The organism is Streptomyces sp. NPDC004752 (assembly GCF_053601275.1).
The window spans coordinates 13,716-32,209 of the sequence record NZ_JBSGBN010000036.1; the positions used below are offsets into that span (position 1 = coordinate 13,716).

At 69.6% G+C, this 18,494-nt stretch carries 17 protein-coding genes; 3 read left to right on the forward strand and 14 right to left on the reverse strand.

The window, feature by feature from the left end; translation table 11 throughout:
* Nucleotides 1-3: 3 nt before the first annotated feature.
* The 5 genes from ACWEKM_RS17275 to ACWEKM_RS17295 are packed head-to-tail and all read right to left on the reverse strand — an operon-like array spanning nt 4 to nt 7,078.
* A complete protein-coding gene (locus tag ACWEKM_RS17275; RefSeq protein WP_451622015.1) occupies nt 4-1,191 on the reverse strand; it encodes an FAD-dependent oxidoreductase in 1,188 nt (395 codons plus the stop codon).
* Complete coding sequence (locus tag ACWEKM_RS17280; protein WP_451622016.1) at nt 1,188-2,762, reverse strand: AMP-binding protein; 1,575 nt, start codon at nt 2,760-2,762, stop codon at nt 1,188-1,190. Before ACWEKM_RS17280 ends, ACWEKM_RS17275 begins: the two co-directional genes overlap by 4 nt.
* 35 nt (nt 2,763-2,797) lie before the next feature.
* Complete coding sequence (locus ACWEKM_RS17285; protein WP_451622017.1) at nt 2,798-4,330, reverse strand: AMP-binding protein; 1,533 nt, start codon at nt 4,328-4,330, stop codon at nt 2,798-2,800.
* On the reverse strand, nt 4,327-6,462 hold the full coding sequence (pabB, locus tag ACWEKM_RS17290) for an aminodeoxychorismate synthase component I (protein WP_451622018.1): 2,136 nt from the start codon (nt 6,460-6,462) through the stop codon (nt 4,327-4,329). Before pabB ends, ACWEKM_RS17285 begins: the two co-directional genes overlap by 4 nt.
* Before the next feature lie 28 nt (nt 6,463-6,490).
* Nucleotides 6,491-7,078 (reverse strand): hypothetical protein, encoded by a 588-nt coding sequence (locus ACWEKM_RS17295; protein ID WP_451622019.1) that lies wholly within the window; start codon nt 7,076-7,078, stop codon nt 6,491-6,493.
* Between the two features lie 210 nt (nt 7,079-7,288).
* On the opposite strand from ACWEKM_RS17295, the gene ACWEKM_RS17300 reads away from it, so the two are divergent.
* Nucleotides 7,289-8,077, forward strand: coding sequence for a DUF3050 domain-containing protein (locus ACWEKM_RS17300; RefSeq protein ID WP_451622020.1), 789 nt, complete (start codon nt 7,289-7,291; stop codon nt 8,075-8,077).
* A 67-nt stretch (nt 8,078-8,144) separates the two neighbouring features.
* Here the strand turns inward: ACWEKM_RS17300 and ACWEKM_RS17305 are convergent, their stop codons facing one another.
* From ACWEKM_RS17305 to ACWEKM_RS17315, 3 genes are all read right to left on the reverse strand, one after another.
* Nucleotides 8,145-8,351, reverse strand: coding sequence for a DUF397 domain-containing protein (locus ACWEKM_RS17305; protein ID WP_451622021.1), 207 nt, complete (start codon nt 8,349-8,351; stop codon nt 8,145-8,147).
* A gap of 99 nt (nt 8,352-8,450) precedes the next feature.
* Nucleotides 8,451-8,657 (reverse strand): DUF397 domain-containing protein, encoded by a 207-nt coding sequence (locus tag ACWEKM_RS17310; protein WP_451622022.1) that lies wholly within the window; start codon nt 8,655-8,657, stop codon nt 8,451-8,453.
* A complete protein-coding gene (locus ACWEKM_RS17315; RefSeq protein WP_451622067.1) occupies nt 8,654-9,478 on the reverse strand; it encodes a helix-turn-helix domain-containing protein in 825 nt (274 codons plus the stop codon). The genes ACWEKM_RS17310 and ACWEKM_RS17315 overlap by 4 nt, the downstream gene beginning before the upstream one ends.
* 196 nt (nt 9,479-9,674) lie before the next feature.
* Here ACWEKM_RS17315 and ACWEKM_RS17320 point away from each other — a divergent pair, with 196 nt between their 5' ends.
* Nucleotides 9,675-10,151, forward strand: coding sequence for an ATP-binding protein (locus tag ACWEKM_RS17320; protein ID WP_451622023.1), 477 nt, complete (start codon nt 9,675-9,677; stop codon nt 10,149-10,151).
* A 17-nt stretch (nt 10,152-10,168) separates the two neighbouring features.
* Here ACWEKM_RS17320 and ACWEKM_RS17325 read toward each other — a convergent pair whose 3' ends face one another.
* A complete protein-coding gene (locus tag ACWEKM_RS17325) occupies nt 10,169-10,753 on the reverse strand; it encodes an ABATE domain-containing protein (RefSeq protein ID WP_451622024.1) in 585 nt (194 codons plus the stop codon).
* A gap of 125 nt (nt 10,754-10,878) precedes the next feature.
* Between ACWEKM_RS17325 and ACWEKM_RS17330 the strand changes: the two genes are divergently transcribed.
* Nucleotides 10,879-11,670 carry an MBL fold metallo-hydrolase gene (locus ACWEKM_RS17330; RefSeq protein WP_451622025.1) on the forward strand — a complete coding sequence of 264 codons (792 nt, stop codon included), beginning with the start codon at nt 10,879-10,881 and terminating at the stop codon, nt 11,668-11,670.
* Nucleotides 11,671-11,864: 194 nt separating this feature from the next.
* On the opposite strand, the gene ACWEKM_RS17335 is transcribed toward ACWEKM_RS17330, so the two are convergent.
* From ACWEKM_RS17335 to ACWEKM_RS17355, 5 genes are all read right to left on the reverse strand, one after another.
* Complete coding sequence (locus ACWEKM_RS17335; RefSeq protein ID WP_451622026.1) at nt 11,865-13,511, reverse strand: amidohydrolase; 1,647 nt, start codon at nt 13,509-13,511, stop codon at nt 11,865-11,867.
* Nucleotides 13,512-13,761: 250 nt separating this feature from the next.
* On the reverse strand, nt 13,762-14,604 hold the full coding sequence (locus tag ACWEKM_RS17340; RefSeq protein ID WP_451622027.1) for a mycofactocin-coupled SDR family oxidoreductase: 843 nt from the start codon (nt 14,602-14,604) through the stop codon (nt 13,762-13,764).
* Nucleotides 14,605-14,729: 125 nt separating this feature from the next.
* The gene (locus ACWEKM_RS17345; RefSeq protein ID WP_451622028.1) at nt 14,730-16,238 is read right to left on the reverse strand and encodes an APC family permease; all 1,509 of its coding nucleotides are present in this window, start codon (nt 16,236-16,238) and stop codon (nt 14,730-14,732) included.
* On the reverse strand, nt 16,213-17,112 hold the full coding sequence (locus tag ACWEKM_RS17350; protein ID WP_451622029.1) for an amidohydrolase family protein: 900 nt from the start codon (nt 17,110-17,112) through the stop codon (nt 16,213-16,215). The genes ACWEKM_RS17345 and ACWEKM_RS17350 overlap by 26 nt, the downstream gene beginning before the upstream one ends.
* Nucleotides 17,113-17,187: 75 nt before the next feature.
* On the reverse strand, nt 17,188-18,477 hold the full coding sequence (locus ACWEKM_RS17355) for a cytochrome P450 (RefSeq protein WP_451622030.1): 1,290 nt from the start codon (nt 18,475-18,477) through the stop codon (nt 17,188-17,190).
* Nucleotides 18,478-18,494 lie beyond the last annotated feature (17 nt).

The following is an 18,494-nucleotide window of genomic DNA, read 5'->3' on the forward strand; positions in this document are numbered from 1 at the left end:
TCCTCAGTACTTGCCGCCCGCCACCGCGGGTGCCCCGCCCCGGGGCCCGTACGGCGCGTGCTCCAGCCACGACCCGCACGATGGCACAACCGGGGCCAGTGCCGCCGCCGCACGCTGCCGCAGTCGTACGACCCGGCGGTGCGGGCGCAGATGGTCCAGCGCGATTCCGGCCGCCTCGCTGTTGAACAGCCCGGCGGCCCGGCGCACTTCGGCGAAGCCGTCCACGGCCTCCGCCGTCCCCGCGGCGACCGCCTCGGCCGCCGCCGCGGCGTCCGCGATACCGCTGTTCATGCCGCGCGCCCCGAACGGCGGGAACAGATGCGCCGCCTCCCCGACCAGCAGCACCCTGCGGTGCGGATCGGTGAAGGAGGCCGCGACCTTGCGCAGGAAGCGGTACGTCGACACCCACAGGACCTGGTCCTCGTACCCCTCGCCGACCACCCCCGGCAGCCAGCGGCGTACCGCATCCTCGGTGCCGAACTCGTCCTCCGCGTCCTCGTCGAAGCACTGGAGGTCGACCTGGAAGCCGCCGGTGAACGGCACCCGCATCACACTGCGGCCCCCGACACCCGGGTGCTCGTAGTGGAAGACCCGCTCCAGCGGCTGCTCGGCGCCCGGCACGTCGGCGACGTCCACGACCACGTGGAAGCCCTCGCCCCGGGTGCCCTCCATGGCGATGCCCAGTTCCTGCCGGACCGCCGAGCGGGCGCCGTCCGCCGCGACGACGTACCCGGCACGCCACTCGCGCCCGTCCTCGCCGGTCAGCACGGCACCCTCCGCGGACGTCGAGACGCCTGTGATCCGCGCACCCCACTCGAACTCCACCCCCGCCCGCTCGCACGCCGTGCGCAGGAAGCGCTCGGTGTCCAGCTGGCGCAGACTGGTGAACGGGGGCAGCCCGGACGGCGGCGGGAAGGTGCGGGAGTACACCTCGCGGCCCCGGTAGAGCGTGCGGCGGGTGTGCCAGGTGCGGCCGAACGCGGTGATCTCGGCGGCCAGCCCCGGGGACATGCCCTCCAGCAGCCGCAGCGTCTCCCGGTGCACGAACAGCGCCCGGCTGCCCGGCCGTTCACGGTCCTCGGGGTCCGCCTCCAGGACGGTGACGGCCAGTCCGCGCGAGCGCAGGCCCAGCGCGGCCGACAGACCGACCGGGCCCGCGCCCACCACGACGACCGGAAGCTGAGAGGTCACGCGCGCACCGGCTCTCGCGACTCAGCCAGCATCCGGGTGATCTCCACCCGCTTCACCTTCCAGGTGGCCGTCATCGGCAGTTCCTCGAACCGCCACTGCCGGGGCTCCGCCAGCTTCGGCAGATCGGCCGTGGCCTCCGCCCAGCGCTCGGGGTCCAGTGGCCGCTCGCCCCGTACGCACACCACCGGGACCGGCTCACGGTCCGCGCCCGGCACGATGACCACCTCACGCAGCTCCTCCAGGCGGTCCATCAGGGTGTCCTCGACCTCCAGATTGCTGTGCACCGCGTCGATCTGGTCGATCTCGCGGTCCATCAGGTACAGCGCGCCCATGCGGCTGCGGTACCCCATGTCGCCCATCTGCCACCAGCCGTCGGTGAGCTGACGGTCGTACTGCTCCTGCATGCCCAGGTAGGTGAGGATCCGGCCGCGTGTGCGCGCCTCGATCCGGCCGGGCGTGCCGGGGCGCAGCCGCTCGCCGTCGGGGCCGGTGACCCGGACCCGGGTGAAGCCGGGGATGCCGGTGCCGACCCGGCGGCCGTCCGCGCGGGCGGCCGTACGGCGGGTGAACCACTGGAACGCCACCGGCCCGCTCTCGCTCTGCCCGTACAGCTGGATCAGCCAGGGCGCGCGCCGCTGCGAGGCGTCCAGCAGCCGCCGTACCGTGCGCGGGTGGATTGCGTCGAACGTCGAGCCGTACGACTTCACGCGCGACAGCGGGGCGCCGGGCGCGTCGGCCAGCTCCTCCCACAGTACGAAGGTGTTGGGGTGCGTCTCGACGATCCCGGGGCGGTGGCGGACCAGCAGCGGGCCGACGGACGCCGGGTCCGGGTCGACGATCAGCAGCAGCGGGCTGCCGAAGTGCAGGAGCACACCGAGCAGGTGGTAGAAGCGCGAGTGCACGAACGACATGTGCAGCGCCGCGACCTCGCCGCGGGTCGGCCAGCCCATCGCCTTCTGCGGGACAAGCCGGTTCCACATGGTGTTCGCGCAGTGCACGGCGAGCTTGGGCAGGCCGGTGGTGCCCGAGCTGTGGGTGATCAGCGCGGGTTCGCGCGGGTGCAGCCGCACCGGGCGCGGGGTCTCGGCGCCGGCGTGCTTGGTCAGCGACTCGGCGCCGGGCGCCTCGGCGACGGTGAGGGTACGACGGACCAGGCCGTCCAGGTCCAGGCCCTTCAGCGGACCCTCCAGCTTCGCCGCGTCGGTGACCAGCCACGGCCGCTGGAGCCGGCCCAGCAGCTTGCCGACCACATCGCCGGCGAGCGCGGGCGCCAGCAGCGCCGGAACCGCGCCGATACGGGAGATCGCGCAGGTCAGGAGCATGATGTCGACGTTGTTCGTCTTGTGTACGACGACCTGCTCGGATGGTCGTACGCCGGCCGCCCAGAGCCGGGCCGACAGATCCTCGACCACGTCGGCGAGGACCTCGTAGCTGAGCGCGGTGCCGAGGTCGGGGTGGGTGTCCAGCGGGCGGTCGAGGGTGACGAACACGGCGCCGTGCCGGTCGGCCGCCTGACGGAACATCGGGCCCAGATAGAAGCCTCGGTCGGCGAGGAGGGGCTGCTGCGACATGGGGCGGTTCCTCTCGGGGAGGGTTCGGGGCGTGATCACCAGGCACCCTGGCGGACGAGATGGCGGCGGAGCTTCCCGGTGGCCGTGCGGGGCAGGGAGACGACGAGGCTGACGCTGCGCGGCACCTTGAACGCGGCGAGGCGCTCACGGGCGAGGCACAGCAGGTCCTCCTGGATGCTGTCGGGCACCGGCGGGAACGGCACCACGAAGGCGCGCAGCCGGCTGGCGCCGGTGCCGTCGGTGACGGCCGCGACCGCGACCTCCCGCACCGCCGGATGGGCGCGCAGGACAGCCTCCACCTCCAGCGGGGAGACCGTGATGCCGCCGACCATCTCCATGTCGTCGGCGCGGCCGAGATGCCGTAAGGCCCCGTCGGGCTCGCGCAGCGCCCGGTCGTGGGTGGCCAGCCAGCCGTCGACCAGGGTGCGGGCGCTCTCCTCCGGGCGGTTGAGGTAGCCGGGTGTCACGGTCGGCCCGTGCACCCACAGCTCGCCCTCGGCGCCGTCCGGCACCGGGCGCCCGGCGCGGTCGCGGACCTCCACCTGGAAGCCGGGGACCGGGCGGCCGACGGTGCCGGGGTGGTTGTGGTCCAGGCTGTTCGCGCAGAACGCGTGCCCGGCCTCCGTGGAGCCGATCTGCTCCAGGACCGGTGCGCCCAGCAGCTCCGACACCCGCTCGCCGAGGCCGTCCGGTATGCCCTCGCCGGCCGACACGGCGGCCCGTACGGAGGCGAAGCACGCCTCGTGGCCGCTGCCCCGGTCGGCGACCAGTGCGGCGTAGGCCGACGGCACCGAGTAGAGCAGGGTCACCCGGTGGCGGGCGATCAGTTCGTCCACGGCGGCCGGGGTCGGGCGGCGGTCGACGAGTACGGCGGAGGAGCCGGAGAACAGCGGGAAGACGAAGGCGTTGCCGAAGCCGTACGCGAAGAACAGCTTCGACACCGACAGCGTGACGTCGTCCTCGGTGACCCCGAGCAGCGGACGGCCGATCAGCTCGTGGTACGTCCCCGGATCGGCGTGCGTGTGCACGACACCCTTGGGGCAGCCGGTCGTGCCCGAGGTGTACTGGATGTACAGCGGGCTGCCGGCGTCGACGGGGTGGGTGAGATGCGGTTCGGTGGTCGCGGCGAGCGCGAGCAGCTGGTCGGCGCCGATCCGCGCCGTCCCGCCGAATCTGTCGTCCTCCAGCCCTGGCCCGGTCACACAGAGCAGCGCGGCGGTGTCCGTGGCGACGAACGCGTGGTCGGCGGCGGGCAGTTCGGGATTCACGAGCACGGCCACCGCGCCCAGCCGGGCGATCCCGAGGAAGGCCGCGACCCACGCGATCGAGTCGGGCAGCGCCAGCACCACCCGGTCCCCGGCCCGCACCCCCTCCCCGGCCAGCACACCGGAGACCCGCGCGGCGAGATCGTGCACCTCGCCGTGGGTCCAGGTCCGGTGCCCCTGGTGGAAGGCGGCGCGCGTGGTCCAGCCGTGGGCCTCGGAGAGCGCGGCGAGACGGCCGGCCAGGTTGGCGCCGTCCGGCGGGAGGAGCGTGTCCGGCACAGGCAGCGGCTCGTGGACGGTCATCGGGACGCCTCCTCGGGGGCCGTGCCCGCCGGGAGCGTGGTGCCGGCGCTCAGGGCGCGCATCTGGGCGGCCGTCTTCAGGAGCATCTCGTCGTACTCGGCGACCGGGTCGGAGTCGAGGACGATCGCGCCGCCCGCGCCCAGGTGCAGCCCGCCGTCGGCGAGGACGGCCGTACGGATGACGATGTTGAGGTCGGCGCCGCCGCTGCACCCGAGATAGCCGAGGGCGCCCGAGTACACGCCCCGGGCCTCGGTCTCCAGCTCGTCGATGATCTCCAGCGTGCGCAGCTTGGGCGCGCCGGTCATCGAGCCGCCGGGGAAGCAGGCGCGGACGCAGTCCACGGCGTCGGTGCCGGGCCGCAGCCGTCCCTCGACGGTGGAGACCAGCTGGTGCACGGTCGCGTACGTCTCGGTCGCCATCAGCTTGGACACTCGCACGGACCCGGTGCGGCAGACCCGGCCGAGGTCGTTGCGGAGCAGGTCGACGATCATCAGGTTCTCGGCACGGGTCTTGGGGTCGTCCGCGAGCGCGTCGCGCAGCTCGGCGTCCCGGGCCGGGTCCGCGCCGCGCGGGGCGGTGCCCTTGATGGGCTTGGCCTCGGCGATCCCGTCCCGGGTGATCCTCAGGAAACGTTCCGGCGAGGCGCCGGCCACATCCAGGTCGCCGAACCGCAGGAAGGCCGCGTAGGGCGCCGGGTTGACGCGGCGCAGCTCGCGGTAGAAGGCGTACGAGTCCGGGGGCGCCGGCATCCGGGCCGCGTCGGTGAGGCAGATCTCGTAGCTGGTGCCGGCCCGCAGTTCGCGCTGACAGGCCTCGATGTCGGCGAGGTAGGTGGCCCGGTCGCGCACCAGCCACGGCTCGGCGGCACCGAGGTCGGGCTCGGGCGCGGCGGGCGGCGCGGACGGCGGCGGCCCGTCCGGGGCGACGCAGCTCAGCTCGGCGAGCGTGGACTCCAGCCAGTCGGCGGCCTCGCGCGCGGCCTGCGGGGTGTCCTCCGCGAGGCAGAGGGCGTAGGTGAAGTCCTCCTCGTGGTCCACCGCGATCAGCCGGTCGGCGAACAGCCAGCAGGCGTCGGGGGTTTCGGCGCGGTGCCGGTTGGTGGAGCCGCAGTCGGCCTTCAACTCGTAGCCGAAATAGCCGACATAGCCGCACGTGAGGTCGAACGGTAGTCCGGTGGCGTCGACCTGCCGGTTCGTCAGCTGCCGCTTGAGGTAGTCGAAGACGGACGCCGTGACCTTGCGGGGCGGCTTCCCGGCCCGTTCGATCTCGCAGCGGCCCGCGTCCACGTCGTAGCGGACGAACTCGGAGAGCGGCCCGCTGTCGTCCCCGAGGAAGGAGAACCGCGACTGGCCCTTCTCGACCCGGGCGCTGTCCAGCCAGAACGACCGCTTCGACGCGGCGAACAGTCTGCTGAACGCGGCCTCGGTGTCGACCGCGCCGGCGATCCGCCGGGTGTGCAGCCGGTAGGCGGGCCGGTTGGCCTGGCGGGGGTGCGGGATGGCGACCCGGGGGGCGTTCTCCGCGGGGACGGCGGTGTTCTTCGTACGGGTCCGGTGCGCCCGCTTCGCAGTCAGGTTGCGGAAGTTCTGCAGCATGCGGTGGCCGTACTCGGTGAGCACCGACTCCGGGTGGAACTGCACGCCCCACAGCGGCCGTTCGCGGTGCCGGATGCCCATCAGGACGCCGTCCTCGGCCCACGCGGTGGCCTCCAGGGAGGGCGGCAGCGGCTCGTGCACGGCCAGGGAGTGGTAGCGGACCGCGGTGAAGTGCTGCGGCAGCCCCTGGAAGAGGTCCTGGCCGTCGTGCCGGACCGCGGTCGGATGACCGTGCCTCGGCTCCGGCGCGGGGGCCACCCTCGCCCGCTCGCCGAGCGCTATGCCCTGGTGGCCGAGGCAGACGCCCAGCACCGGCACGGGGGACTCGGCGACCACCCGAGCGCTGACGCCGAAGTCACGGGCGTTGCCCGGGTGGCCGGGGCCGGGGGACACCACGACGTTGTCGAAGTCCGCGAGAGCGGGCATTTCGACGGCGTCGTTGGTGATCACCGTCGGCTCCTGGCCGTTGACCTCGGAGATCAGCTGGAACAGGTTGTACGTGTACGAGTCGTAATTGTCGATGAGCAGGGTCTTCACCCGCCCACCTCCTTTTTCGATCACGAACCTAGGCGGTCCGTCGTTTGTGCCGCCCGCGCAGCGCCTGGAGCGGGGGATACAGCCATTTCTTGAAGAAACGCTGAAGACGCGGCATGAGAATCCAGGTGACGATGGCCGTCACGCACAGACAGAGGAACAGCGTGCGCAACAATGGATTGAGACCGCCGAGATAGGGCAGCACAACCAGATTGAAGAGCAGCACCGGCGGAAACACCGCACTCATGTTGACAAACCAGAGCTTCCATTTCGCCGGTGGGGAGGGGGGAGGCGGAGGAGGGGGCGGCGGGGACTGGGAGTCGAACCACTCCTTGGTCCCGTGCACGCTGCGCTTGCCCGCACGCAGGGCGACGCCGTCGGTGCGCGCCTCCCACTGCATACGGTCGAGCGAGTCGTCCCAGGCAGCGGCCATGCTGTCGCTGGCGAAGCGATAGACGACATGCCACTCCGACTCTCGGTCTACTAGGACACCGCCCCCGAGGAAGCCCGGCTGCCGGGAGCTGGCGCCCAGCATGGCCCACCCCCACGAATGGAAGTCGGCCTCACGGCCCGGCACCACGTGATAGGCCACGGTGACGGTGACGGGATTACTGGTCACAGGGTCAGGTACGGAAGAAGTCGCGGGCACGTTCAAAGTTTCAACGAGTCTTTTTGACGGGCGCGATATTGTCCGGATCGTGTCTCTTTGCGATCCTTTACTCGCGCTTGACCCCATCTGTCACTGGTGCCGATCGGAATATCGGGGAATCGGTTGCGGCGGCGTTCGAAAACGTTGCAGGATCGCAATCCGCAATCGAAGGAGGCCTTCATGTCCAGGTACGTATGGAACCTGACCGAAGAAGGACACGAAGGAATCGCAAGGGCACGTTCGGTGATGGAATCCGCGCGAAAAGAAGTGACCGCGCACCCCATTTACCAGCGCATTTCCGGTCGTGAGCACCTGGCGACGTTCATGGCGCACCACGCATTCGCGGTGTGGGACTTCATGTCCCTGCTGAAGTCGCTCCAGCGGGAGCTGACCTGCGTGGACGTCCCCTGGGTCCCGCGCGGCTCCACGGTGGCCCGGCGGCTCATCAACGACATCGTCCTCGTCGAGGAGAGCGACGAGCTGAACGGCGGCTTCACCAGCCACTTCGAGCTGTACCGCGCCGCCATGACCGAGGCCGGCGCCGACACCGCCCGGCTCGACACGTTCATCGACCTGGTGACCGAGGGCCAAGACGTGCCGACCGCGCTGAAGGTCGCCCAGGTTCCGGCGTCGGCCGCCGAGTTCGTCACGACGACCTTCTCGATCATCGCCGACCGTCCGCTGCACTCCCGGGCCGCCGTCTTCGCCTTCTCCCGCGAGGACCTCATCCCCGACATGTTCGACCAGGTCATCAAGGAGGAGGGCACGGGCTCCTTCCCCCTCTTCCGCGACTACCTCGCCCGGCATATCGAGGTCGACGGCGAGGAGCACACCCCGATGGCCCTCCAGATGGTCGCCGACCTCTGCGGCGGCGACGAGCAGCGCTGGCAGGAGGCGGTCGACACGGTCCTGCTCGCGCTGGAGGCACGTACGCGGCTGTGGGACGGGGTCGTGGAGGCGATGGGCTGAGTCGGTGGCGATGGCTGAGGGCCCGCGCCCGGTAGGGAGCCGGACGCGGGGCGTCGGTGGGGGTACGTCAGTGATCGGCCGCGTACGAGACGAACGCGGCCCACTGCTGGGGCCCGAAGGCCAGTTGGGGGCCCTGCGCGCGCTTCGAGTCGCGTATGTGGATGGTGCCGGGTGCGGTTGCAACCTCCACGCATGAGGGGCTCTCGTTGGTGCTGTGGCTGCTCTTGAACCACTTCAGTTCGGGGCTGTCACCGGCCAAGGGCTTGAGGATCATGTCTCTCCCAGCAGTTTCTCGATGTAGGCCAGCGACTTTGGTGGGGTGAGGGCCCGCGCCCGGAAGGGAACCGGGCGCGGGGCATCAGTAGGCCGTACGTCAGTGATCGGCGGCGTACGAGACGAAGGCGGCCCACTGCTGGGGCCCGAAGGCGAGCTGGGGGCCCTGCGCGCGCTTCGAGTCGCGTATGTGGATGGTGCCGGGTGCGGAAGCGACCTCGACGCAGGCAGGCCCGTCGTCGGTGCTGTAGCTGCTCTTGATCCATGTCAACTCGAAGCCGTAACCGGCCGAGGGCTTCACACTCATGTCTCTCCAAGGACTTTCTCGATGAAGGCCAGCGATTCTCGCGGCGAGAGGGCCTGAGCCCGGATGACCCCGTAGCGGAGTTCAAGGATCTGGATCTCCTGGGGTTCAGAGATCAGTCGGCTGGTTCGCTGGACCTCGTTGTGGCCCACCGTGGTGCCCTCCTTGAGCCGCAGTAGATGGAAGGGGCCGCCGAGACCGGCGTTGTCCTCACGATCCATGGGAAGTACCTGGATCTCCACGTTCCGCATCTGCCCGATTTCCAACAGCCGTTCGAGCTGTCGGCGCAGCACCATTCTCCCCCCGACCCGCCTCCGCAGCGTCGCCTCATCATGCACGAAGCTGAAGGCTGGGATCATCTGCCCGTCGACGATCGACTGCCGCGCCAGCCGCGCAACGACAAGCCGCTCCGCCTCCTCCTCCGAGAACGCGGGGCGCCGCGAGCCGAACACGGCCCTCAGATACTCCTCCGTCTGCAAGAGCCCGTTGACGACGGAGTTGTCGTAGGCGCAGATCTCAACCGCCTCCGCCTCCAACTTCGCCAGATCCCGGACCTTCTTCGGATACCTGGCCTGCTGCACGTCCTTCTTCAGACCGATGAGCAGCCCACCGGCGTCCAACGCCTGGTCGGCCGCCTCCAGAAACGCGGGACTCGGTGCTCGCCGCCCCCGCTCCACCGAGGACACCTGCTCCTCGCTGTACCCGATGGCGATTCCCAACTCGGCCTGGGTGAGCCCCTTCCGCTCGCGGCATGCCTTGACGACCCTGCCGACCGTCCGCAGTACCGCCGCCGACTCCTCGTCGTCACCGCCGTACGGCTCCATCCCGTCACCGACCTGCCGCCGCTGCCCTGTCACGCCCATACCCGTACACCTCCACGTGCCGTCCGTCCCCAACTCCTCACCGGCGCACGGCGTAACGCCACGCCGCCCGGACAGAGCCGGACAGCGAGCGGACAGTGACGCTGCGTACCGACGTCGCTTCTGGTCAGCGTAGAGACAACCGACCACGCTGAGTGACATGAACGTCGATATTGCCCACGCTCCGGTACTCCGCTCCGGACCCACGCAACTCAGCACGCGCACCCGTCACTTCACATCCCTCCTCCCCACCACCCCGAAAGGCGCCCGCCGCGCCCGCCGCCTCGCGGCCGGGCAACTCCACGGCTGGGGCTGGCCGTACGAGACCGCGGCCAACCGCACGGCGACGCTCCTCGTGGCCGAACTCGCCACGAACGCGGCGCTCCACGGCCGGGCGCGCGGCCGTGGCTTCCGCCTGCGCCTCACCCTCTACCCAGCGGGTCCCTGCCTCCGTATCGAGGTCACGGACCCCCGCCCCGACCGCCGCCCACCCACCCCCGGCACCTGCCCGCCGCCGTCCCCCGATCTTGAGTCCGGCCGGGGCCTTCTCCTCGTCGAAGCCCTGTCCACCCACTGGGGAACGACCAGCGGTGACCCGTACACCAAGACCGTCTGGTGCGAAGTCCTCCTGACCTGACGGTCACGGCTGCCTCGTCATGGTGTTCCGGGCTTGGTGCGGCGGGCGTAGGACCGGGCGGCGCGGGCGCGGTCGCCGCAGCGGGTGGAGCACCAGTGGCGGCGGCCGTAGCGGAGCAGATAGCGGTTGCAGGGGGCGGAGCCGCAGGTGGTGAGACGCTCGGCGTCGGGGGAGGTGAGCAGGTCGGCTGCGTCGGCGGCGAGGGCGGCCAGGGCGTGCTCGACGATCGCGGTGGTGGGATGGGGGGTGGCCCGGTAGGGGCCGTTCTTTTCGTCCCATTGCAGCAGTGGGGCCGTGGGGACGCGGGTCATGGCGTCGTTGAGGGCCGTGACGGCGGCGGGGAGGGCGGGCAGCCCCGCGGCGCGGGACGCGAACAGCGACCTGATCTGCTCGCGCATCGAGCGCAGCCGCGCGGCACAGATGTCGTGCATGCCGGCGTCGGCGGGGGCGAGTTCGCGTTGGGTCAGCCAGTGATTCGCCTGGGGGGGAGTGCTCAGGAGATCGAGGGTGTGCCCGCCGGGCAGGGCGATGGCGCTGTTGGCGAGGGCGAGAGAGGGGTGCTCCTCCTCCCCCTGGGCGGGCGGTAGGGCGATTTCTTCCATCACGGGTTCCTTCCTGTTTCTCATGTTACGGCTTGCCCGCATCCGTGAGGCGCGCTACCTTCCTCTCACGGTTAGAGTGAATCTATCCGTGAGATCTATAGATCTATTCGTGAGGTGCTTCCTTCGTGTCTTCTCTCTCCGTTACGCCCGACCAGGTCCCGGTCAGTGTCCTCGGTGGACCGACCGCCCTCTTCGAGTACGGCGGCCTGCGCTTCCTGACCGATCCGACCTTTGACGCCCCCGGCGACTACACCTCGCCCGGCGCCCCGACCCTGACCAAGACCACCCCCTCCGCCGTGGCCCCCGCCGACCTCGACCCCATCGACGTGGTCCTGCTGTCGCATGACGAGCACCCCGACAACCTCGACCACTCCGGCCGGGCGCTGCTTGCCAGTATCCCGCTCACCCTGACCACCCCCGGCGGCGGACAGCGCCTCGGGGGCCGGGCCAAGGGCCTGGCCGACTGGGAGTCCCACGAGCTGCGCCGTCCCGACGGCGGCACGGTCACCGTGACCGGCGTCCCCGCCATCCACGGCCCCGGCGCGCGTGAAGAGGTCGAGCCGTTCACCGGCCAGGTCGTCGGCTTCGTCCTCACCTCAGAGGGTCTGCCGACCGTCTACGTCAGCGGTGACAACGCCTCACTCGACGCGGTCAAGGAGATCGCCGAGCGCTACGGCTCGGTCGACACCGCCATCCTCTTCGCCGGAGCCCCCCGCTTCTCCGTGCTCTTCGACGACGCGCCGATCGTCCTGGACAGCGCCCAGGCCGCCGAGGCCGCCCGGATCCTCGGCGCTCGCCGAGTCGTCCCCGTCCACCACGACAGCTGGGCCCACTTCACCGAGGGCCGCGACGAACTCGAAGCCGCCTTCGACAAGGCCGGTCTCACCGACCGTCTGGACTGGAGTCGGCACACCTGAGCCGATCCGGACGCTCACGCCCCGGAAAAGACCGCGGCCCGCCGGCGTCGATGCGCTGGCGGGCCAAGGCGAGGTTTCCCAGGTCTTCATGTTCTGTGCGTCCACCGCGGACGCGGACGGCGCGGTGGGCGGTCTTGTGTTCGTCCCGGCTCTTCAAGAGCAGCTGCCCGTGGCTCCTTTGCGGAGCTGGACGATCAGGCCGGTGCTGATCCGAAGACCAGCTCACCTTCGATGAACGTCATCTTCACTTCGGTGGCGTGGACTTGGGTGATCGGCACGTCGAAGGGGTTCTGATCGACGACGATGACATCGGCGAGCATGCCCGGTTCGATGCGCCCGACGCGGTACGCCATGCCTTCCTGGCGTGCGGAGTTGACGGTGAACAGGTCGAGGGCTTGTTCCAGGGTGATGGCTTGGGATGCGCCGAAGCAGTCGGCGCTGCCCCCCGGCTCCTGACGAGTGACCAGCGACTCGATGGCCGGCCATGGGTTCACCGACGGCACGACCGACCAGTCCGACCCCGGCACGACCAGCGCGCCTGATTCGACCATCTCGCGTACGGGCCACACTCGTTCGATGGCCTCGGGGCCGACCGCGGTCGCGATGTCGTCGCAGATCGGCGCGGGCTGCCACAAGTAGGGCGAGACTTCAAAGGTCGCACCGAGCCTCGATCCTCGCTCGATGTCGGACTTCGCCACGAATGTGCAGTGGCCTACGTTGTGCATGTGCGGACCGGGGCCATTGGCCGTGCGGGCGGCTTCGATGGCGTCCAGCGCCGCCCGCACCGCCGCATCGCCCGCCGCATGGAATTTGACGGTGATGCCCATCCGGTCGAGCCGGGTCACCGCCTCGTTCAGGGCCGCCGGCGCGATTTCGAGCAGCCCGTGCCGGCTGGCCTCGTCGTCCCGTCCCGGCACCGTGTCCTGGTAGGGCTCGATCATCGCGGCCGTGTGGCTGTCGGTCGGAACCCCGTCGAGGAACATCTTCACGCAGTCGGGCGTGATACGACCGCTGGCGTAGCGGTTTCGTGTCGCGATCAGCTCGTCGCATTCCGGATCGTGGGGGGACCACACCAGACAGAGGCGCACTCGTTGCTTGACGGCTCCGCGCGCGTCGAGAGCGGCGTAGGCCCGCAGCTCGGGCAGCGGCCCTGCGGTGAAGCCGGCCGCGGCTTCGGTGAACGACGTGATCCCGTAGGAGAGCATTTCGGCGAGGGCCCACTCCAAGGCCGCCTCGACTTCTTCGTCGGTCGGCTTGGGGGCCGCGGCGGCCAGCAGCTCGGCGGCTGTCTCGCGTTGTACGCCGCTCGGATTCCCTTCGGCGTCCCGCTCGAAGATGCCACCTTCCGGGTCAGGTGTGCCGGGGCCGACACCGGCCATGGCGAGTGCCACGCTGTTCGCCCATGAGCTGTGTCCGCTGGTGTCCTCCAGAAGGACCGGATGGTCGGGGGCGACGGAATCGAGCATGGTCCGGTCCGGGATGCCGCCGAGCGCGGACGCGTCCCATTGCCCGCCGAGCACCCACTCGCCGGGGGCGGCCCGGGACACGTGCTCTGCCACGATGCGGAGGGTGTCGGCCAGGTTCGAGCCCTGCGGAATTCTGCAGCGGCGTTCCCTGATACCGGCGTAGATCGGGTGCACATGCAGATCGTGGAAGCCGGGAAGAACGGTGTCGCCGACCAGATCGATCACCCGCGTGTTCGGTCCGCGCCGTCGCAGTACGTCCTCGTTGCTGCCGACCGTCTCGATGACACCGGCGCGTACAGCGAGCCCCTGGGCCCAGCCCGATGAAGTCTTGACGTGTCCACCCGTCAAGATCGTGTCTGCGTACTGATCAGTCATGGCGTTCCTCTCCGGACAGCCGATGGTCCGCGCGGCCCTGAGCGAGAAGTGCGGACGCGTTGTTCCAGTGTTGTTCCAGTGATCGTGTGACAGCCCAGCCCAGCCCAGCCCAGCCCAGCTCGGCCCAGCCCAGCTCGGCCCAGCCCAGCCCAGCCCAGCCCAGCTCGGCCCAGCCCAGCTCGGCCCAGTCCAGCTCGGCTCAGCCCGGCTCGGCGTGCCGCTGTGCCTGCGGCACCTGTGGCTCGGCGGTTCAGCGGCGGTTGATGAACCCGGCGTCGACGGGCAGCGTCACACCGGTGACATAGCGGGCCTCGTCCGAGACCAGCCACAGGATCGCGTTCGACACGTCGACCGGTTCGACCGTGTCCACCGGAAGGGCGTTCGGTGCCTCCTCGGACAGGATCGGGTCCTGGGCGACGAACTCGAGGATGGCGGGGTCGGAGATCATGCGGGTGGCCACGCCGGTGGGGTGCACCGAGTTGACCCTGATGCTGTGGCGGGCGAGGTTGTTGGCGTAGGTCCGCATCAGCCCGACGACACCGTGCTTGGAGGCGGCGTAGCCGAGGCCCCCGTTGCTGGCCCCGCCGATCCCGACCAGCCCGGCGGTGGAGCTGACGATCACGATCGAGCCACCTCGTCCGGCCGCGACCAGCGACGGGATGGCGACCTCGATGGTGTGAAAGGTGCCGCTGAGATTGACATCGATCGCGTCATGCCACGCCTGTAGCTTGTCCTGCACCAGCATCGGGGCGATCCCGGCGTTGGCAACGACGATGTCGATCGACCCGAACTCGTCGAGCCCGGCGTCGTACGCCTCCTGGAGGGCGTCGCGGTCGCGCACGTCCGTCTGCCTCGCCACGACGCGGCGGCCCAGACTCTGTACTTCCGCCACCGCATCGCGCAACTCTTCCGGTGTCGACTGCGGGTACGGCACGGTGTCGACGGATCGACATATGTCGACGATGACCAGGTCGGCGCCTTCTTCCGCCAAGCGCCGAATGTGGCTTCGGCCGAGCCCGCCGGCCGCGCCGGTGACAAAGGCCACCTTGCCGTCGAGTCGCCCCTTCATGCCTTCGGTTCCCTCATCGCGCACATCACGGCTCCTTGCCACGTCACAACTCCTTGCACTGAGTACTCAAGAACTCCCGGCCGAGCCCGCCGGCCCGCTGTCGTCCGTCCGACCGACCCGCCGACCGACCCGCCGACCGACCGGCCGGATTACTCCGCCTGCTGTCGGCCGATGCGCGCGTACACATCTCGCCGCTTGGACCGGTACACCGCCGCCAGGACCACCCCACTGAGGAAGACCGCCCAGATCACCGCCTGGAGTACGACCGCGCCGGCCATGGAACCACCCGTCATGGTGGTGAAGTTGGTCAGGGAGAGCCACAGGACCGCGCCCAGACCCACGCCGCTGAGGACCGGGGCGACGAGCCGGTGCCAGGTCGATGCGTCCGCGATGTCCGGGCGCTTCCTGAAGAAGAAGACGACAGACACATTGGTCAGAAACATCAGCACGAGCACCCCGAAGGCGGCAGCGCCCGCCAGCTGACTGTAGGCGGCCTCCAGGTCGCTGGTCCACAGTGCCCCGACCGACAGCGCGACCACGATCACCGCCGTGACCGTGAGTGAACTGGCGTGCGGCGATCCATGACGCGGGTGTACCTTGCTCAGCCTCGCCGGGAGCACTCGGTCGACGCCCAGGGAGTGGCAGTACCGGGCCAGGATGTTCTGCCCTGCGAGCAGGGCCGCGAAGGCCGATGTGACCACCAGCACCGTGACGGCGTCGCTCGCCCATGTTCCGAGGTAGCGCTGAGCCGCACCGGAGAACATGCCGGCGAAATTGGACTGCGCCACGGCCGTGGCGCTCCCCGTGCCATAGGCCAGGATGAGGCACCACGCGGCAACGACATAGAACACACCGATGGTCGCCACCGAAAGGTAGGTGGCGCGAGGGACCGTGCGCCGAGGATCTCTGGTCTCCTCCCGGAACACCGCGGTGGCCTCGAAGCCCACAAAGCACATGGCGGCGAACAGCACGGCCAGACCCACCGACCCCGACGTGAGCGCGTGCCAGGTGAACGGCGTCAGCGATCGCCCGTGAGCGCCGCCCTGCCAGAGAACCGCGATGTCGAACACTCCGACAAGGAGGACCTCGCACGCCATCACGGCCGACAGTACTTTCGCCGACAGATCGACCCGGAAATAGCCCAGGACGCCGGTCGCGGCCACACCTGCCAGTGCGTAGACGTACCACGGGATTACCGGCCCGTTGAGCACACCCTCCACGAGACCCTTCGCGACCACCGCGAAGAAGGCGTAGGTGCTGACGGCGAACGCGAGGTAGACGAACAGGGCGAGGAAACTGGAACCGAGACCAGTGATCTTGCCGAGGCCCGCTGTGATGTACGAGTAGAACGCACCCGGGTTGGGCAGATAGCGGCTCATGGCTGTGTAGCCGACGGAGAAGAGCAGCAACACGGCCATGGCGATGACGAAGGCCAGCGGTGCTCCGGCACCCCCGAAGATGATGACGAACGGTGTGGGGCCGGTGACGACCACCATGGGTGCCGAGAACGCCAGCACCGTCAAGGTCAGTTCGAGGACACCCATGCGTCCTTGGAGCCGACCCTCGTCGTTCGCGACGGCGGCCGAAGGGGGCGATGCCACGTCGACGAGCTGGGCGCCCGCAGGCCCGGGGTCAGTGACATCTCTCTGATTGCCCATGAGAACCTCTTTGATCATCGATTGCTTCGGCGCCCCCGAAGAACAGCCGGTCGGCGTTGTCGTGCAGCACCTTGGTGAGAAGGTCGTCGGAGAGCCCGAACCCGTGATAGCGGTCGACTATCTGGTCCAACGGGCAGTACGGATAGTTGCTGGCGAACAGGAACCGGTCCTGCAGATACGTTTTCATCGCCAGCAGGTAGTCCTGCTCGCCGGGCAACCCGGGGAAATACACGTCCGGCATCATCCATACGTTGGGCCGCCGGAACGCGACACCCAACGCCGCCTGCACGAACGGCCATCCGCCGTGCATGTAGACGATCTGGAGCCGGGGAAAGCGAATGGCCACCTGCTCGTGTCGCAACGGGTCGCTGTAGCTCAGATCCGGGCCCGTCTCACCTCCGCCCATCAGCAGCAACGGCAACCCGATGGACTGACAGGCGTCATAGACCGGATCGACCGATCGGTCGTCGATGTGCAGGACGGTACGCGCGAGACCGGGTTCGACGACCACACCCCGGGCGCCACGGTCCTTGAGCTGCTGCACCGCCTCACCAGGGTTGGTTTCCAGCGCATCGACCGCCCCGCAGGCGAAGAAGAACTCCGGCCGCTGGGCGACCGCGTCGAAGACCGGGGCGTTTCCCTGCCCGCCCCACACGTCATTCGGCACACGCGCGGTGAGCCCCGCGCGTGAGATACCGAGCCGCTTGCACTCATCGAGATAGGCGGTCAGGCTGGGCGAGTTCATCGAATCGTCGACCGTCCAGCCGCGCGCCGCCACACCATCGAGGGTGCCCCCGAACTCGGCCCAGGTGCGATCCGGCAGAAACGCCGGAATCGGCGGGCACACCCGGGCGTCTATGATCGCGCTCACCATCGTCGGCCTCCGAGTGAGAACTCGTTCATCACCGGTGTCGCTGTTTCCGTCACGGACCTCAGCACCTTTCCTCACTCACAAGGTGACTTCGACGGGCAGGTGCTTGATGCCGTTGACGAAGTTGGAGCGCACCCGCGGAACGTCTCCGACCAGCTTGATGTCCGTCAGGCGCGGGATCAGCTCCTCGAACATGATGCGGATCTCGGTGCGGGCCAGCAGGTTGCCCAGGCACAGGTGCGGGCTGCCCTTGCCGAAGGTGATGTGGTCGTTGTCCCGCCGGGTGACGTCGAAGTCGTACGGGTTGCCGAAAACCTCCTCGTCGCGGTTGCCGGAGGCGAACCACATGACGACCTTGTCGCCTTCCTTGATCTGCTTGCCGCCGAGTTCGACATCGCGGGTGGCGGTGCGGCGGAAGTGGTAGACGGGGGACGCCCAGCGCAGGAACTCCTCCACCGCACCGGGGATCAGCGAGGGGTCTTCCTGTAGACGGGCGAGCTGCTCGGGGTGCTGGAGCAGGGCCAGCATGGAGTGGCTGATGGTGTGGCGGGTGGTCTCGTTGCCCGCGACCACCAGGAGCAGGAAGTAGTTGTCGAAGTCCTGCGCGGAGAGCGGGACGCCGTCGCGCGGGGTCTCGTTGACCAGCTTGGAGATCAGGTCGGTGCCGTCGCCGCCGCGCCGCTGCCGGGCCAACGCGCGCCCGTACTCGAAGACTTCGAGCGAGGCGGGGGAGCGGAACGGCAGGTCGCGGTACTTCTCGCTCTCCGCGCTGTGCAGCAGGACATCGGCGTAGTCGGGGTCGGTGTTGCCGATGATGCGGTTGCCCCAGTCGATGAGCTGCTGGTTGTCCTCCGGCGGTACATCGAGCAGCCGGGCGAGGACGTTGATGGGGAAGTCCGCGGAGACCTCCTTGACGAAGTCGAAGGTGCCCTTGGCCAGGGCCGCGTCCAGGGTGGTCGCGGTCAGTCCGCGCAGGAAGTCGGCGTAGCTGTTGATGACGCTCGCGCCGAACTGCCGCTGGAGGAGGCTGCGCAGCGCGCGATGGCGGACGCCGTCGAGTTCGAGGATGGAGGCGCGCTTCTTGATCTGGTCGTCGTCGACCTCCTCCAGGTTGACGAACCGCTGCGATGTGAAGGTCTCCGCGTCCCGGTCGACGCGGGCGATGTCGGCGTGCCGGGTGACAGCCCAGAAGCCGGAGTTGGGGGCCTCCTCGGGCTGCCAGTGGACGGGGTCCTCATGGCGCAGGGTGTGGAACATGCGCCAGGGGGTCGTGCCGTCGGTGAAGTTGCCGAGATCGGCCAGGTCGACATCGGCCAGGGGCAGCGGCTCGCGCACGGCCTCGGTCACGGACTGGGCGGTGGTGCTCATGGGGTGTGGCCTCCTCG

Coding starts and splice junctions, on each gene's coding strand:
- ACWEKM_RS17280 (WP_451622016.1), bottom strand. CDS start 2,762: ATGTCGCAGCAGCCCCTCCTCGCCGACCGAGGCTTCTATCTGGGCCCG.
- ACWEKM_RS17285 (WP_451622017.1), bottom strand. CDS start 4,330: ATGACCGTCCACGAGCCGCTGCCTGTGCCGGACACGCTCCTCCCGCCG.
- ACWEKM_RS17300 (WP_451622020.1), top strand. CDS start 7,289: ATGTCCAGGTACGTATGGAACCTGACCGAAGAAGGACACGAAGGAATC.
- ACWEKM_RS17305 (WP_451622021.1), bottom strand. CDS start 8,351: ATGATCCTCAAGCCCTTGGCCGGTGACAGCCCCGAACTGAAGTGGTTC.
- ACWEKM_RS17310 (WP_451622022.1), bottom strand. CDS start 8,657: ATGAGTGTGAAGCCCTCGGCCGGTTACGGCTTCGAGTTGACATGGATC.
- ACWEKM_RS17315 (WP_451622067.1), bottom strand. CDS start 9,478: ATGGAGCCGTACGGCGGTGACGACGAGGAGTCGGCGGCGGTACTGCGG.
- ACWEKM_RS17320 (WP_451622023.1), top strand. CDS start 9,675: ATGAACGTCGATATTGCCCACGCTCCGGTACTCCGCTCCGGACCCACG.
- ACWEKM_RS17325 (WP_451622024.1), bottom strand. CDS start 10,753: ATGGAAGAAATCGCCCTACCGCCCGCCCAGGGGGAGGAGGAGCACCCC.
- ACWEKM_RS17335 (WP_451622026.1), bottom strand. CDS start 13,511: ATGACTGATCAGTACGCAGACACGATCTTGACGGGTGGACACGTCAAG.
- ACWEKM_RS17345 (WP_451622028.1), bottom strand. CDS start 16,238: ATGGGCAATCAGAGAGATGTCACTGACCCCGGGCCTGCGGGCGCCCAG.
- ACWEKM_RS17350 (WP_451622029.1), bottom strand. CDS start 17,112: ATGGTGAGCGCGATCATAGACGCCCGGGTGTGCCCGCCGATTCCGGCG.
- ACWEKM_RS17355 (WP_451622030.1), bottom strand. CDS start 18,477: ATGAGCACCACCGCCCAGTCCGTGACCGAGGCCGTGCGCGAGCCGCTG.